Source organism: Phormidesmis priestleyi ULC007, assembly GCF_001895925.1.
Lineage (GTDB): Bacteria > Cyanobacteriota > Cyanobacteriia > Leptolyngbyales > Leptolyngbyaceae > Phormidesmis_A > Phormidesmis_A priestleyi_A.
In genome coordinates, this window is record NZ_MPPI01000003.1 from 198,736 (window position 1) to 212,570 (window position 13,835).

The 13,835-nt window shown below is 47.5% G+C and carries 14 protein-coding genes; 10 read left to right on the forward strand and 4 right to left on the reverse strand.

All coding sequences use genetic code 11. The features are described 5' to 3' along the window. Window position 1: 1 nt before the first annotated feature. The 3 genes from BRW63_RS04890 to BRW63_RS04900 all read left to right on the forward strand — a co-directional run bounded on the left by BRW63_RS04890 (window position 2) and on the right by BRW63_RS04900 (window position 2,770). A complete protein-coding gene (locus tag BRW63_RS04890; protein ID WP_073069792.1) occupies window positions 2-904 on the forward strand; it encodes a carbohydrate ABC transporter permease in 903 nt (300 codons plus the stop codon). Window positions 905-913: 9 nt separating this feature from the next. Continuing rightward, the gene (locus BRW63_RS04895; RefSeq protein ID WP_073069793.1) at window positions 914-1,747 is read left to right on the forward strand and encodes a carbohydrate ABC transporter permease; all 834 of its coding nucleotides are present in this window, start codon (window positions 914-916) and stop codon (window positions 1,745-1,747) included. 216 nt (window positions 1,748-1,963) lie between these two features. Next, window positions 1,964-2,770, forward strand: coding sequence for a YebC/PmpR family DNA-binding transcriptional regulator (locus tag BRW63_RS04900; RefSeq protein WP_073069794.1), 807 nt, complete (start codon window positions 1,964-1,966; stop codon window positions 2,768-2,770). Window positions 2,771-2,773: 3 nt separating this feature from the next. Here BRW63_RS04900 and BRW63_RS04905 read toward each other — a convergent pair whose 3' ends face one another. Together BRW63_RS04905 and BRW63_RS04910 are read right to left on the reverse strand one after the other, a co-directional pair. Then, window positions 2,774-3,349 carry a hypothetical protein gene (locus BRW63_RS04905; protein ID WP_073069795.1) on the reverse strand — a complete coding sequence of 192 codons (576 nt, stop codon included), beginning with the start codon at window positions 3,347-3,349 and terminating at the stop codon, window positions 2,774-2,776. A 172-nt stretch (window positions 3,350-3,521) separates the two neighbouring features. Next, window positions 3,522-4,457, reverse strand: coding sequence for an alpha/beta fold hydrolase (locus BRW63_RS04910; protein ID WP_073069796.1), 936 nt, complete (start codon window positions 4,455-4,457; stop codon window positions 3,522-3,524). A gap of 320 nt (window positions 4,458-4,777) precedes the next feature. Here BRW63_RS04910 and infC point away from each other — a divergent pair, with 320 nt between their 5' ends. Further along, entirely contained in the window at window positions 4,778-5,314 is a 537-nt protein-coding gene (infC, locus tag BRW63_RS04915; protein ID WP_073069797.1) for a translation initiation factor IF-3, read from the forward strand. Between the two features lie 112 nt (window positions 5,315-5,426). On the opposite strand, the gene BRW63_RS04920 is transcribed toward infC, so the two are convergent. Continuing rightward, a complete protein-coding gene (locus BRW63_RS04920; protein ID WP_073069798.1) occupies window positions 5,427-5,846 on the reverse strand; it encodes a hypothetical protein in 420 nt (139 codons plus the stop codon). Between the two features lie 334 nt (window positions 5,847-6,180). Here BRW63_RS04920 and BRW63_RS04925 point away from each other — a divergent pair, with 334 nt between their 5' ends. Both BRW63_RS04925 and BRW63_RS04930 read left to right on the forward strand, forming a co-directional pair. Beyond that, window positions 6,181-9,225 (forward strand): MFS transporter, encoded by a 3,045-nt coding sequence (locus BRW63_RS04925; protein ID WP_073069799.1) that lies wholly within the window; start codon window positions 6,181-6,183, stop codon window positions 9,223-9,225. A 95-nt stretch (window positions 9,226-9,320) separates the two neighbouring features. Continuing rightward, the gene (locus BRW63_RS04930) at window positions 9,321-9,821 is read left to right on the forward strand and encodes a cyclic nucleotide-binding domain-containing protein (RefSeq protein ID WP_073069800.1); all 501 of its coding nucleotides are present in this window, start codon (window positions 9,321-9,323) and stop codon (window positions 9,819-9,821) included. 58 nt (window positions 9,822-9,879) lie between these two features. On the opposite strand, the gene BRW63_RS04935 is transcribed toward BRW63_RS04930, so the two are convergent. Next, window positions 9,880-10,251, reverse strand: coding sequence for a hypothetical protein (locus BRW63_RS04935; protein WP_073069801.1), 372 nt, complete (start codon window positions 10,249-10,251; stop codon window positions 9,880-9,882). Between the two features lie 690 nt (window positions 10,252-10,941). On the opposite strand from BRW63_RS04935, the gene BRW63_RS04940 reads away from it, so the two are divergent. From BRW63_RS04940 to BRW63_RS29885, 4 genes are all read left to right on the forward strand, one after another. Continuing rightward, window positions 10,942-11,511 carry an isochorismatase family protein gene (locus tag BRW63_RS04940; RefSeq protein WP_073069802.1) on the forward strand — a complete coding sequence of 190 codons (570 nt, stop codon included), beginning with the start codon at window positions 10,942-10,944 and terminating at the stop codon, window positions 11,509-11,511. A gap of 189 nt (window positions 11,512-11,700) precedes the next feature. Beyond that, entirely contained in the window at window positions 11,701-12,156 is a 456-nt protein-coding gene (locus tag BRW63_RS04945; protein WP_073069803.1) for a hypothetical protein, read from the forward strand. A gap of 167 nt (window positions 12,157-12,323) precedes the next feature. After that, entirely contained in the window at window positions 12,324-13,058 is a 735-nt protein-coding gene (locus tag BRW63_RS04950) for a class I SAM-dependent methyltransferase (RefSeq protein ID WP_073069804.1), read from the forward strand. Between the two features lie 545 nt (window positions 13,059-13,603). Then, on the forward strand, window positions 13,604-13,762 hold the full coding sequence (locus BRW63_RS29885; RefSeq protein WP_083582704.1) for a GUN4 domain-containing protein: 159 nt from the start codon (window positions 13,604-13,606) through the stop codon (window positions 13,760-13,762). The last annotated feature ends 73 nt before the right edge of the window (window positions 13,763-13,835 follow it).

The following is a 13,835-nucleotide window of genomic DNA, read 5'->3' on the forward strand; positions in this document are numbered from 1 at the left end:
TATGCTGAATAAAACGCTTTGGAATAAACGAAGTACACGAGAAACGCTGTCGGGTTATCTATTTATGACTCCGGCGATCGTCGTTCTAGGAATCTTTTTGATTATTCCTGTTATTTTTACGATCGTGCTTGCTTTCTACCGAGTTCAGCTTTTGGGTGAAATCAGCTTTCGATTCGCGGGGTTCAAAAACTTTGTGCGGATGGGATCTGATGAACGAGTTTGGATTGCGCTGCAAAACACCGTTGAATATGTCGCGATCGTAGTCCCCATTCAAACGATTTTAGCGATTGTTTTAGCACTCATTCTTAACACTCAAATCAAAGGAAAAAGCTGGTTTCGAGTCGCGTTTTTTCTCCCTACCGTCACATCATCAGCCGTTCTGACATTGATCTTTATGTGGATCTACAATACAAACGGTTTGCTCAATAGTTTCCTGAGTTTTTTAAGACTTCCTACTTACAATTGGTTGGGCGATCCAGATGTTGCGCTCAAAGGCATCATGCTAATGAATATTTGGGCAACCGCTCCGCTTTTTATGGTGATTTATTTAGCAGCCTTGCAGGATATTCCAGAGAGTTTATATGAGGCAGCCTCGATCGATGGAGCAACCCCGTGGGAGAAATTTTGGTGTATTACGCTCCCATTTCTTAAACCCGTGACATTCTTTGTGATCGTGATGGGAATCATTGGTACTTTTCAGTTATTTGATCAGTCCTATATTTTCTCAGGCGGATCAGGAGGCCCTAATAACGCAACCCTGACAATCGTGCTTCTGATCTATCAATATGCCTTCAAAAATCTTGATATGGGATACGCTCTAGCCTTAACTCTAATGTTGGCACTCGTGATTATGACCGTGACGCTAATTCAACGCAGTTTGTTTAAAGAAGAATCATTTGATTAAAGGTGAAACATGATTGCAAAATCGGCTCGATCGTGGGTATGGCTTCTTTACATAGCGCTTGCTGTCTATGCTTTTATTACGTTTATTCCGTTTGCTTGGGCACTGTCTGCCTCATTCAAATCATTGCCAGAGATTTCATCAGGAGGGACAAATTTTATTCCCAAAGCCTTCACGTTAGATAATTACAAAACCATCTTTTTACAAGAACCTTTATTTGGAAGATGGTTAATCAATAGCATCATCATCGCCGTAACAGTCACCCTTTTTAACTTGCTATTTAACTCAATGGCAGGCTACGCGCTCGCTAGAATCACATTTCCTGGCAAGCAGTTTTTGTTTTTTCTAGTTTTGGCTGTCTTAGTCGTGCCCGGACAAATCACTCTCTTGCCCAAATTCTTAATTCTTAAGTCTTTAGGTTGGCTGAATTCTTATCAAGGTCTAATTGCACCTGCGATCGTAAATGCCACTTTCATCTTTATGATGCGACAATTTTTTCTCAACTTTCCCAAAGAGTTAGAAGAAGCCGCCGCACTGGATGGATTAAATCGATTTGAAACCTTTTTTCAGGTCGTGATGCCGCTAGCAAAACCTGCACTGGCAGCTCAAACAATTTTTATTTTTATGGGTTCTTGGAATGAATTTTTATTGCCCTTAGTGGTTATGTCTAATCCAGAAATGTTTACCCTTCCTTTGGGGCTAAATGCGTTTAAAGGGCAATATGTCACCTACTGGAATTACATCATGGCAGCTTCAATGATTTTTACGCTTCCGGCTTTGGCAATCTACGCCTTTTTTAACCGTTACTTTATTCAAGGAGTCACCTTCACAGGCGGCAAAGGTTGAAAAAACTCTGCGATCGCTTAGATTAAATATTGACGTTGCTGAATGCAAATATGAATTGCCCCCCTAGCCCCCCAAGTTTGAGGGGAACCAGAATCTTAAAGTCCCCCCAATTTTGGGGGATTTAGGGGGCGAAAGGATTCAGCCTTGATAGACAGATTCATACTTCAATTCAGCAACGCCTAAATATCTACAGTTAGCATCTATTCTCATTCCAATATGGCAGGACATAGTAAGTGGGCGAATATTAAGCGCCAAAAAGCACGAGTTGATGCCGTCAAAGGCAAAGTCTTCACCAAAATCTCGCGAGAAATCATCGTTGCGGCTCGAAGTGGCGTTCCCGACCCGGCAGCAAATTTTCAGCTTCGCACCGCGATCGAGAAAGCCAAAGCCGCTAGCATTCCCGCCGACAACATCGATCGAGCGATCGCCAAAGGTGCAGGCAGAGGCGCAGACAACGTTGAGCTAGAAGCCATTCGCTATGAGGGTTATGGCTCTGGCGGAGTGGCGGTCTTAATCGAAGCGCTCACCGACAATCGCAACCGCACCGCCGCCACACTCAGAGAAGCGTTTAGCAAAAACGGCGGCAACTTAGGCGAATCTGGGTGCGTCGGCTGGATGTTTGAGCAAAAGGGCTTGGTTGAAGTGGTGATGACAACTTCACAAGTCAAACGGGGACGCAACCGCACACTGGACGACGCGGTAAACGAAGAAGAATTTCTAGACGTTTGTCTTGAAGGCGGTGCCGAAACCTACGAGCTAATCGACACCGAAGACGGAACAGTTGCCGAAGTTTTGACCGAAGTAGAAAACCTGGAAGCGTTGAGCCAAACGCTCAAAAACAAATATACCGTCAGCTTGGTTGACTTGCGCTGGATTCCGACTACCACGATCGAGGTCGATCACCCCGATCGCGCCCGCTCTATCCTCAAACTCATGGATGCTCTAGAAGATCTCGACGACGTGCAAACCGTCACCGCTAACTTTGAGATGACGGCTGATCTGATGGCTTCCACCTTCGCTTAAAAATTATTGGGTCAGGGTGGTTGCTGTCCAAATCGTCCAGATGTCGATCGTCAAGAGCAACAGCGTCAAGCCCAACAGAATGATATACATCCAAGGTTGAGCCAGCGGTTTCACGTCTCTCATGTCGAGTCCGGTTTCTGCCTCGACTCGTCGGACTAGCCGCGCAAATCCAGCGACGCGCATCGGCAATAGATAGCCCTGCCCTGACTGGCTGAGAAAATAGTAGACCAGTCCGCCCTGACCTGTCGATCGTGGCTTCAGCGCTTTAACTTCTGCCCAAGGCAACTGCCACCCCTTACGAAAAAATTTCGGCACCCATCGCGGATAAGTCACCTGAATTCCTTGCTCATTCACAATGACCCGTTCACACAACACGGCATAGAGTCCGATCGCTCCCAAGGCAATGCCCACCCACAGCAAATTAGGCGGAACTGGAGATTTCGTCACCTCCGAGAGAAACGGCAGCGGAGTCGTTAGCGCTCCATAAAGACTCAGCAACGTGATGCGAATCAGGGGAGAAATCCGAAAGATGTCTTCTTTAATTGCAGCTTCTGAATCAGTTACAGGGTCTAGTGTCATCTAAATTCTCACAAGTGCGGTGGGCAAAAGTCAGGTTGGCAATCCTACATTATTGGGCAACAGAAAAGATTTTAGGCGTTGCAGAATGCGGAAATGAAATAGCTATAGGGGTAGCGCCCCCGTGCCTGACGGAGGGCAACCACGGGGGGATGCCCCTACCCAAATCATCCCGCTATCCAGCAATGCCAATTTTTTCAGACCTGTTTTCAGACCACGATGCAATCCAGTTTAAGATTTCTGGGTTAACTTGCTCAGGCGCTTCATCGTGCAAGCAGTGCCCTGCATTCTCAATTTCTACGACCTTCAAATTAGGATTATAACGACCAAACTGAGCCGCCAGACTGAGCGGGATCATGCGATCGTTCTTTCCCCACAACAGCAACATTGGCACTTGCAGATGAGGCAGCGTCTGCTTGACACTCGGCCCAAATTTAGGCGCGACGATCGCTCTAAAGATCGCACAAAACGCCCGTGCCGATCCCCGATCTTCAGCCGCTCCTAGCAAAATCTCGACTAACTCATCCGTCACTGCGTCAGAATTCGCGTAGGCGATCGAGGCCCAACGTTTCACGCCTCCCGGCTTTCGCACAAACTGAAACAGCAGATTTAGCACCAGCGGCGAAGCCACCCAACTTTTAATCGTCGCCACCACCGGGCGCAACGGCTTAGGGATCATTTCTTCTTCGATCGACGGGTCGGGCAGATTGAGCATTACCAAACCCCGCACCATATCAGGATGGGTTGCCGCCGCCGCCATGCAGACCAAAGAGCCGATCGAGTTGCCAATCAACACGATCGGCTCTCTCACAAACGTTTTCCAAAAATCATAAACCTGCTCAACCCAGAGCGCGACATTGTAAGGCGCGATCGCTTTTTCAGATGCCCCAAAACCAAGCATATCGAGAGCATAAACCGTGTGATGCTCACCTAAGACCGATAGGTTTTGTCGCCAGTGCCCGATCGAGGCCCCAAATCCGTGCAGCAACATTAGCGGCGGGGTTTCCTCAGCGTGTTCCGATCGGATATAGGTATAGCGAGTTTGCCACCCTCTCCAAACCCAGTCTCGCTGGCTGCCCACTCGCTGCCGCCAATGTAAAGAGGTCGTCACAATTTCCTCAGCATTTTCAGTTTCCAGTCTCTGACCTTATTCTATGGGTTTTAACAGGCACTCAGAGCCGATCGCCTGCTGTCTTCTGGTCTTGATAGGTTTGCCCGTCCCCACTCCTGCCTTCCATCGGTTAGAATTTAAGTTAAGAACTAGAGAGAAATTAGACCAGAGTGAGTAGAATGGCAGATACAGTCGTTCTGCGATTGACCTTAGTTCTTGCACCGACAGCTAAACCCGGTCCGCTTCGATCCAACTTCATCTAATTTTATCGATCGACCGCTTCTCTTCGTTGTCAACCTTACCCTCCACAATAATAATTAATGGCTCCACTGATTGAGAAAAGACCTAACCGAGACATTCCCGTCATCAATGAACGCATTCGTTTCCCAACTGTCAGAGTGATTGGCTCAGATGGTGCCCAGCTAGGAATCATGTCTTCTCGTGAAGCGATGCAACTTGCCGACGAGAAGGAACTCGACCTGGTTCTGGTCAGTGACAAAGCCGACCCGCCCGTGTGCAAAATCGTAGATTACGGTAAGCACAAGTTTGAGCAAGAGAAAAAGGCGAAAGAAGCCAAGAAAAAGCAGCACAACGTTGATGTCAAAGAAGTTAAGATGCGCTACAAGATTGAGGAACACGACTATAACGTGCGGATCAGTCAGGCAGAGCGTTTCTTAAAAGCAGGCGACAAAGTAAAAGCAACGATTATGTTCCGGGGTCGCGAGATCCAGCACAGCGATTTGGCAGAAGTGTTGCTCAAACGCATGGCAACTGATCTGCAAGACCTCGCCGAAGTGCAGCAAGCGCCCAAGAAAGAAGGGCGCAACATGATGATGCTGATGGCTCCTAAGAAGTAAGCCAATTTCGCTAATCTTTAGAGCATAAACAGGGTATTGGAGAGGTGAAAAACTCCGATACCTTTTTTGTGGGAGCGATCGTTCCCACAAAAACCCTATCAGCTTACGAAAACTACTGAAAAGCATCAATCCGTTTGCCTTTCACGTCGCCTAGCCACCTGCCACCAAAAACGCACTTGCCCCAAGAACCTGTATCGCAACAGGTAGCGTAGGTTCGCATCTGAATAGATTTGCTTTTGGTAAATTTTTTACAGGGATCGGAAGCGCTAGAGGTGTACATCCAGGTCAGACCTGCCGTGTCGGTCACCAATGCACCTGTGTAAGCTGCTTTGTAGTTCCAGTAAGGGCGGCTCGTGAACTTGTTGAAATCACCGCTTTTGAGAACTTTCGGATGCTTTGCTCCGTCGATCGCCTGACAGCTTTTAACTTTGATTGGCGCGATCGTGCCATCTGCAAAATTCACGCAATTTGCCATTGCAGACCCCGGCACGAAAATTGCAAACAAAGCTAACAGAACGCTTCTAGACAACATTTTTTCAAGATTATTTCCTCACCGAGACGAACGCAATAAATCTGAGTTCCTCAGATGCTTGAATCAGACAAAATAGAGCTTTAACCAACGGGAATCGATCGTGTAGGATTCGTGAACTTTTAAAGACTGCCTGCGAGTTTGGGGCAAGAATTTGGCTCGATTTGGGAATCTTATTAGGGAATGAGGGGCGATCGCCTCGTAAAATTGCGGTGCTATCTCTAAAAGACCTCCAGAATTCTCCCAAAATTCTCACACTGGGTTCGCCGCATACTGAGGTTGTCTGTAAAGTCTTAACAGGGACGCGTCGAAAACACGGTACGGGACACAACGCTTCATGGAATTGATCGACCAGTCAGCAGCCAAAAATGGGATCGGACGGAAACTTCTGCGGGGGATCAATCTCCGACCCGAAGAAAGTAAACGAACGCTACTCATGTTTACCTTTTACACGATCACCTCGATCGGGCTGCTGTGGCTAGAAGTCAGCGCAGTTGGGTTGTTTCTTGAGCAATATGGTGCTGATGCTCTGCCTAAAATTTATATTGCCAGTTCGGCGATCAGCGTCGGCTTAGGATTTCTCTACTCCTGGATGCAGCGTTTTTTGCCTTTGCGACGAGTGATCGTGCTGATCGCGCTGCTGATGGCGCTGCCGCTGCTCCTGTTTTATTACGGACTCGGCTTTTCAGAAGTCGCGGTGATCGGTGGGGTTGCCGTTTTTAAAACGACTGTGCTGCTGCTGCGGCTGTGGTTGGAGGCGATTTATGTCCTCAATGACATCAACACTTCGATCACGGCAAACCAGTTATTTAATATCCGCGAAATTAAGCGCACCTATCCATTAATTAGTAGCGGTGTGCTGCTGGCAGATATCATCAGTGGCTTCTCGCTGCCGATCGTACTCGCGTTCTTGCCGCGATCGCAGGGTTTGCCAATGGTGATTCTATTCTCGTTTGGCATGATGGTGTTAGGTGCAGGGGTTCTAGCTTATTTGAGCCAAACTTATCAGCAGTCGTTTCCCGATCGTCGTCGTCAAGATCGACAGTCAGATGCCAGTTTGAGCCGAGTTCGGGGAGAAATGAAGAGCTATGTGAGACTGCTGATTATCTTCTTTGGAATGGCGCAGGTGCTGCTGCTATTAGTTGATTTTCAGTTTCTCAGCCTGCTAGAACAACAGCCTGGATTTGCCGCTCAGGGAGATAAAATCGCGAGTTTCCTCGCAGTGCTGAATGGCACGTTGGGCATCTGTGAACTTGCCGGACAATGGATGTTTTCAAGCCGAGTCATTGAGCGGGTTGGAGTCTTCAACACGCTGATGGCGCTGCCTGTGGTGCTTATTTTGTTGACGATCGCGATCGTCATTGGCAGCATTGTCACCCAAGGATGGGTTTTGCTCTTCTGGGGCTTGGTCATCCGTAAGTTTTTATACGAATTGCTGCACTACACTCTATTCGCGAGTGTGAGTCCGGTTCTATTTCAGCCGATACCCGAAATGCTGAGAGGCAGTCTGCAAGCAAAAGTGCGCGGCGTTGCAGAGCCGCTAGCGACCGGAGGCACAGGGGTGGCGCTGCTGTTAATGGTCTACGCTCAACCGGGCACTGGCACTCAAGCACAAAACCTCACCATCTTTGCGGTCGTGATTGTGCTGTCGCTATTTTGGCTATGGACGATTCGACGATTGAAGAAAGATTACTTAAATCTGCTCGTGTTTGATGCGGGGCGCGGAAAACTTAGTGGCTCTGATGTCGATCTGCGTGAGCTAAAACGAGCCGTGATTGAGTCATTAGAGAAGCCTGGAGCCGAAGCTGATAAGCGATCGTGCATTGAGCTACTCAGCCAAATTGACCCTCGAAACGTCGGCGAAGTGCTGTCTCCGCTGCTCGATATGCTTTCGCCTAGCTTGCAGCAAAAAAGTTTGGAGGTGATGCTCAACTATCCCAACGCAGCTTATTTAGGTGACGTGCGATCGTTGATTGATCAGAAGCCGACTCCCGAAGTGATGGCGGTTGCCTTGCGCTATGTCTGGCTGACAGACGCAAACCCCGATATGCGGCAACTGCGATCGTATCTGCCTCCAACCGTCGATCCGATCATTCGCGGCACGGCAGCTTCGTTGATGCTGCGTCGCGGAACGCCTACCCAAAAGGCAGAGGCGACGAATTCTCTCAGATTAATGCTGACTCACAAACGGCGACAAGAACGGGTGATGGGCTGTCGAGCGCTGGGTGAAGCCCTCTATCTGCAAGCGCTGCGGCTTTATATTCCCAATCTTTTGCAAGACAAATCGCTGCAAGTCAGATGTGCAGTGTTGGAAGCGATCGGAGCGACCCGACTCGAAGAATACTATCCTGCGCTGCTGCGGGGGTTGGGCTATAAATCGACGCGAGACGCGGCTCAAAAAGCGTTAGTAAAATTAGAGAATGAAGCCTTGCCGATGTTGGTCAGACTGGCAGAAGATGTTCACCAGTCAGATTTGGTGCGCGGCTATGCTTGGGGCGCGATCGGGCAAATTGGCACCTTAGAAGCCATTGATTTGCTGATTTCTCGCTTAAGAACCTCTTGGGGAGAAACTCGCCGCAACATTCTGCGAATTTTGCTCAAAATCCCTCAAGAGCGCGGCATCGATATCGCTTTGGATCGGCTAGGGCGGCGAGGAGTCGAGCAGCTCATTGACCAAGAGATTATGTTGATTGCTCAAGTCTATGCAGCGCTGGTCGATCTTGCTCCAGGGAGAATTCAAGGACAGGAGGCAGACTTGCTGCGACGAGCCTTGCGCGATATGCCTACCGATGCGATCGAGCGCTTATTTCTGCTGATGAAGTTCCTTTACGATCCAGGAACGATTCAGGTCGCCTCGTTTAACTTGCAGTCAGGATCGCTCTCTAATCAAGCGCAAGGGTTAGAAATTTTAGACAACACGCTCGATATTCCGTCTAAACAAGCCCTGCTGGCGTTGCTCGATCGCAATCTTGATCGCGAAAAACTGCAAAATTTGTCTAGCCTGGTTGCCTATGAGCCGATGAACTCTGACGATCGGGTGCGTCACCTTTTAGATCTGCGTCACTTCTTGTCAGATTGGGCACTGGCGTGTTGTTTTCACGTGGCGCGGCATTCTCGCTGTCGGCTGACCAGTGATCAAATTTTGTCTAGCCTCAGCCATCCGAGGGGGTTTGTCAGAGAAGCGGTGTTATCTTACCTACAGCTTGCTTCGCCCAGTACACTAGCTAGAATTTTGCCCACGCTGCAAAATGATCCTGATCGGCTCGTTTTGGTGCAAGTTAAGCAAATGCTCGAAACCTTGGGTCTTGAGCAGATTCCTTTTGCCCACACTGCGCTCGAAGAAGACGATATGCCCAACACTGGAGAACTAAGATCCCTGTAGCGATCGCAGCAACAGCCCGTAAAATTTGGGAGTGACCTCTAACCTATCCAGTCCTTAACCAGTTTCTCACCTGAGAAGTCCGCCCATAAGCCACCATGTTAAACAGTTTTGATCGATTATTGCTGGTTCGAGGAGTCCCGATTTTTCAGGAACTTCGGGATGACTTTTTGGTGAGACTGGCTTCGATCATGGAGGAACATACTTTTAACCCTAAAGAAGTCGTTTTCACACAAGGGCAAGAAGGACGATCGCTTTACGTGGTGGCAGCAGGACAGGTGCGGGTGCATATTGGCGATCAAGATTTAGTTCTCCTCAAAAAGGGCGAGTTTTTTGGAGAAATGTCGTTGTTTGATGCGGAGCCACGATCAGCAACCGTGACCGCTTTAGAAGCCTGTGATTGTCTGGTCTTAACTCAGCAACAACTCTATGAAGCGATCGACGAAACGCCTGAAATCGCGCTCAACATCATCCGCATTCTCTCTCGTCGCATTCGAGAACTCAACGTCAAACTCAATGTCAAAGACAACGAACTGATCAATCTCAAGGTCAAGCTAGAGCAAGAAAGACAGGTGTTGCCACGATCGCAGAGAAACTAAATATACAGGGATCATTAGGGGAGCCGCTACCCAAATCTAGCGACGGCTCCCTAATGTCCTACAGTTGGATCGTGGTTTTGTTGTGTAACTCCTCCACTTGAACGAGTGAACCATTGCCGATCGCAATGTTGAACTTCACTAAAGAACGCTCAACTTGATATCCCGGCAACACTCGAACAATTTGATATTCAGTCATCAAATCACTGGTGCCATCCCACTTGAACAATGCCAGTTGATTGGATGCAATCTCACTCAGTTGTGAAACAAACTCTTCAATGCGATCGCTGACATTCACGAGAATGCCAGACGAAAGGAAGATGTAACGCTCTTGCAAATCCAAAGTCACACTGACTCGATACCGTTTTTCGGTTGAGCAACGCAACTCAACGGTAAACGAAATCGAGCCAGGAACGATCGTCCTAACTCCCATAATATTTTGTCCTCTCGGTTACTTCAAAGAGGACAAGAATGCCGATTTCTCAGAGATTCTAAAGGGATGAAAAACATATGCAGGATCTTGATTCCAGCCTTTCAAGATCCCATAGCAAAGCCGACGGTGTACAATCATGAACGCCTCCTGAGTTAATGCAAGTAACTAGGGATGGAAGTCCTCGGAGTCTGATTTCGTAGATCAGGCTTCGGGGCACAACTTCATCACTGCGGTGTATTGTACAAGAGTTTTTTGTTTTTTGGAATGCTGAATTTTTGAGGAGGTGCGCTTACCCTTTGATTTCTGCTTGTCCCATTTCTCGTGGATGCCGCTTGTGATGAAAAGCAACCGATCGCTTAACCCACTAATACTTAGCTTTTTTCGGTTTGATACGAGTCATGTTTGCGTTGAATGATGTCCCGCACAACCTCCGATCGCATCTTGGGACGTTCATCCATAAAAGTTTATAATTCTTCAACAAAGTAACGGGTGTGCTCTCATAGAATCAGAATCTCCAATGAAAAGTGAGGGGAGATACCCGGAAAGTTTCGGGGTATCTCCCCAAACCAGAGAGATATACGGAAGGTTTCCGTATAATCAATAGTTCGGTTGCTTGAGTCATTGGTTGGGACAGAGACCACACAAAGGCTTAAAATTCTGATACAAGTACTTCTTAAAAGGATCTGACTGATGAAGGCGTTCAACATTGAAGACACGGCAATGATTTTGATCGATCATCAGGTCGGGACAAACACCTGGGCAAGCACAACTCCGCTTGAACTCTTGCAACGAAATGTGATTATTCTGGCAAAATTCGCCAAAGGCACAGGAATGCCAACCGTTTTGACTTCAAGTCAAGAAACGAATGTCAACGTTCAAGGTCCGTTGATGCCCGAACTACAAGAGATTTTGCCCGAAGAATTTGCCGCACGGATTAAGCGTCAAGGGGTGGTCAACGCTTGGGATGATGAAAATTTTGCGAATGCTTGCCGTAACACGGGGAAGAAAAATTTTGTGATGGCAGGCGTAACAACCGACGTTTGCATGGTTGCGCCTGCAATTAGTGCGCTTGAAGAAGGTTTCAACGTCAAGGTTGTGTGTGATGCCTGCGGTTCGACGAATCAGATTGCGGAAGAAATGTCTTGGCGCAGAATGGAACGTGCGGGTATCGGCTTAACCAGTACAAATGCGATAGTTGCTGAACTGGTCAAGAATTGGGCTTCGACTGCTGGTGCGATCGCCTTCCCTTTGTTGACATAAAGCAAAGTAATGCGGAATTGCCAAACCTGAGTTAAAACTTTCGTAAACACAATCGAACAACGCTGTTGCAGCGGACTACCAAGGTTCACTGATGCCGATGCCAAGACGATTTACAGCCGCTGAACAGCAACGTTAGCTTGCGGCGCACAGCTTGGAGAGTTGCGCTATTTTTGTAAAATCATAAGCACAATGCCTTCTCTCGAAATTATCTGCATCCAACAACTGGAGCCGACCGACTTTTCGCACTTGCCGTTCAGGGTTGAGGCAGAGACGGTGTTGACTTCACATCGCAGCCCACAGCCTTTGTTCCAAGGAGATTTTGATAAGTTGCAAGGCTGTATCTATCATCTGCTTGATGAGAAGAGCGTAACTGCTTACAATCTTCTCAAGCGAGATTGGTATAGAGAAGGCGATGATTCAGATGATAATGTAGAATTCAAGGATGAATACTTGCCTCTTGTAAAAAGCCTGCTTAAACAGTTGCTTGCGGCTTCACCTGTTGGTCAAATTCTGTTCACAACAGATTATCAGTTTGGTTCCGATGGCGCAGAAAGGTATGGATCAATTTCATTCTCTGAGTTTTGGCAAATGCACAATGCGGGTAAGGTCAAAATGAACGCCTCATACTTGATATCCGCAAGCTAACAACTCGGTTGCAGCGGACACATAGATGTTCTGTAAAATCTTGGGAGTGCTCCGTGCCGCTGAACCGACCCGTTATACGGCTCAGTTTTCGGTGCAGACGGTACACTTCAGCTAGTGGTGGGATGCGATCGTAAATAATTTTCGAGATCATCTGCTGGAGCATAGTAATGAAAGAGTGGTACAAGGAAGACCTCGCATACATTCATGATGTTGGTCATAGTGATTACGCTCTCAAGTCAGCCCCTGGCATACTCAAAATTTTGGCTCAAAACAACATTCGAGACGGTTTAGTAGTGGACTTGGGCTGTGGAAGTGGATTATCAGCTTTAGAACTCACGAAAGCGCATTATCAGGTTTTCGGGGTGGATATTTCTGAGTCTCTGATTTCAATCGCTCGAAATAGAGTTCCAAGTGCTGAGTTTCGAGTTGAGTCACTATTTAAGGTCGATATCCCATCTTGTAATGCGGTTATCTCAGTCGGTGAATGTCTCAATTACCTGTTTGATGATGATAATAATTATCAAATACTCACTCAACTTCTTGAGCGTATTTACAACGCATTAGCTCCGGGGGGTGTTTTTGTTTTTGATATTGCAGAACCCGGTCAAGTGATAGAAGGCAACAGAGTTAAAAGTTTTACTGAGGGGAAAGATTGGATAGTGCTGGTTGAAAAGGAGGAGGATCAGGAGAAGTTAGTCTTAAGCCGTCGCATTGTCACTTTACGCAGAGTGGGAGAATACTATAGGCGGGATGACGAGTTGCATTATTTGGGATTGTATAAAGCCGCAGATATTACTGAGAAGTTGAGCCAAGTCGGTTTTACTGTTGAGAGTATGGAGAGTTACGGTGATTACAAGTTACCACAAGCTCATGTTGCCTTTGTTGCACACAAATCAATGTGACATCGAAAATTAGGCGATCACCATATAACAATTGCGGTGCAACGGATTGAGGGAAGCCGCTGGGGCTAAGTTCAAGGGGATCGGCAACCGCTGACCGCAAACGTTAGACCGACAGCGCCATTTAGTTCACTTGTACTGTATGCTAAAATCTTCGTGACGCTACGATCTAACTAGCGTTGGAGCCGACAACCGAATTTGCATTCTTCGTCAGTGAGCAGAACCGCTTGCGGTTGCGGCTCAACTAGGTTTTATGCGGCTAAGGTTTTGGTAGAGACAACCTTGAAAGGTTAGCTCAGATCTTGCACCCGTCTCAACGATTTCCCGATCACCCGCCCTGAATTAAAATTCGGGCTAGTCGCAAAAGTCCTCTGAAGAGGACTGAGCCAAAGTTTCAACCCGTTTCAATGGGTTTAAGCGATGAGCCAGGAACTTCAGTTTTGGGCGGTTGTTGACAGAGGTGCAAGATCTAAGTTAGATCTGATAGACGATTACCATGACAAACTCTCTGGGTTTCGTAAATTGAAAACTGAGCTATTTGTTTACTTATGTTTAAGCTAGCTTCCGATTACAACCATCTAAGTGACTTACTCGCATCGCAACATTGGAGAGAAGCCGATGATGAAACTGCCAGGATTATGCTGAAAATTGCAGAAAGAGAGGCAGAGGGGTGGTTAGATTGTAATTCGATAGGACTTACGCATTGACAAAAGTAGCAAGGTCTGAAGTCAAGCCACCGTCGATTGGGAGAGGTTTTCCAAGATGAACTGACGGATCACG

Coding starts and splice junctions, on each gene's coding strand:
- infC (WP_073069797.1), top strand. CDS start 4,778: ATGGCTCCACTGATTGAGAAAAGACCTAACCGAGACATTCCCGTCATC.
- BRW63_RS04935 (WP_073069801.1), bottom strand. CDS start 10,251: ATGGGAGTTAGGACGATCGTTCCTGGCTCGATTTCGTTTACCGTTGAG.
- BRW63_RS04895 (WP_073069793.1), top strand. CDS start 914: ATGATTGCAAAATCGGCTCGATCGTGGGTATGGCTTCTTTACATAGCG.
- BRW63_RS04945 (WP_073069803.1), top strand. CDS start 11,701: ATGCCTTCTCTCGAAATTATCTGCATCCAACAACTGGAGCCGACCGAC.
- BRW63_RS04940 (WP_073069802.1), top strand. CDS start 10,942: ATGAAGGCGTTCAACATTGAAGACACGGCAATGATTTTGATCGATCAT.
- BRW63_RS04950 (WP_073069804.1), top strand. CDS start 12,324: ATGAAAGAGTGGTACAAGGAAGACCTCGCATACATTCATGATGTTGGT.
- BRW63_RS04930 (WP_073069800.1), top strand. CDS start 9,321: ATGTTAAACAGTTTTGATCGATTATTGCTGGTTCGAGGAGTCCCGATT.
- BRW63_RS29885 (WP_083582704.1), top strand. CDS start 13,604: ATGTTTAAGCTAGCTTCCGATTACAACCATCTAAGTGACTTACTCGCA.
- BRW63_RS04900 (WP_073069794.1), top strand. CDS start 1,964: ATGGCAGGACATAGTAAGTGGGCGAATATTAAGCGCCAAAAAGCACGA.
- BRW63_RS04920 (WP_073069798.1), bottom strand. CDS start 5,846: ATGTTGTCTAGAAGCGTTCTGTTAGCTTTGTTTGCAATTTTCGTGCCG.
- BRW63_RS04905 (WP_073069795.1), bottom strand. CDS start 3,349: ATGACACTAGACCCTGTAACTGATTCAGAAGCTGCAATTAAAGAAGAC.
- BRW63_RS04890 (WP_073069792.1), top strand. CDS start 2: ATGCTGAATAAAACGCTTTGGAATAAACGAAGTACACGAGAAACGCTG.
- BRW63_RS04925 (WP_073069799.1), top strand. CDS start 6,181: ATGGAATTGATCGACCAGTCAGCAGCCAAAAATGGGATCGGACGGAAA.